This is a genomic window from Paraburkholderia sp. J69-1 (genome assembly GCF_905220255.1).
In the GTDB taxonomy this organism is placed as follows: domain Bacteria; phylum Pseudomonadota; class Gammaproteobacteria; order Burkholderiales; family Burkholderiaceae; genus Paraburkholderia.
This window is the reverse complement of the sequence record NZ_CAJMZG010000087.1, coordinates 1-559: the sequence shown is the minus strand read 5'-3', so window position 1 is coordinate 559 and position 559 is coordinate 1. Positions and strand designations below refer to the sequence as shown.

The following is a 559-nucleotide window of genomic DNA, read 5'->3' as shown; positions in this document are numbered from 1 at the left end:
CGCCGAGTTCAGACGTAGCAATGGCGCCGGCATTCGCAATGTATGCCGCCGCTTCGTGGTGATATGCCGCGACCTGAAGCTGTTCACGCAAGCAGTCGTAGCCATCGACGGCAGCAAGTTCAAGGCGGTCAACAGCCGCGATAACAACTTCACGCCCAACAAGATCGCCAAGCGCCAGGAGCAGATCGAGCAAAGCATCCAGCGCTATCTGGATGCGCTGGAAACTGCTGATCGCACGCAACCCGCAGAGGTCGAAGCGAAAACCGAACGGCTGCGGGAAAAGATCGAGACGCTGCGCGAGCAGATGCGCGATCTGGATCGGGCCGCGGAACTGTTGAATGATTTACCGGAAAAACAGGTTTCGCTGACTGATCCCGACTCACGTTCGATGATGTCGCAAGCCAAGGGCACAGGTGTCGTGGGCTACAACGTTCAGGTGGCTGTTGATACGAAGCACCACCTCATCGTGACAGACGAAGTGACGAACGTCGGTAGTGACCGCGCTCAGCTCAGCCCGATGGCCAAAGCCGCGCGCGAAGCGATGGGCAAGAAGAAGCTC

Annotated in this window: 1 pseudogene; it reads left to right on the top strand. The window is 58.3% G+C overall.

The features are described 5' to 3' along the window. Nucleotides 1-559 (top strand): annotated as a pseudogene (locus U5A67_RS40490) (IS5/IS1182 family transposase); the annotation flags it as partial.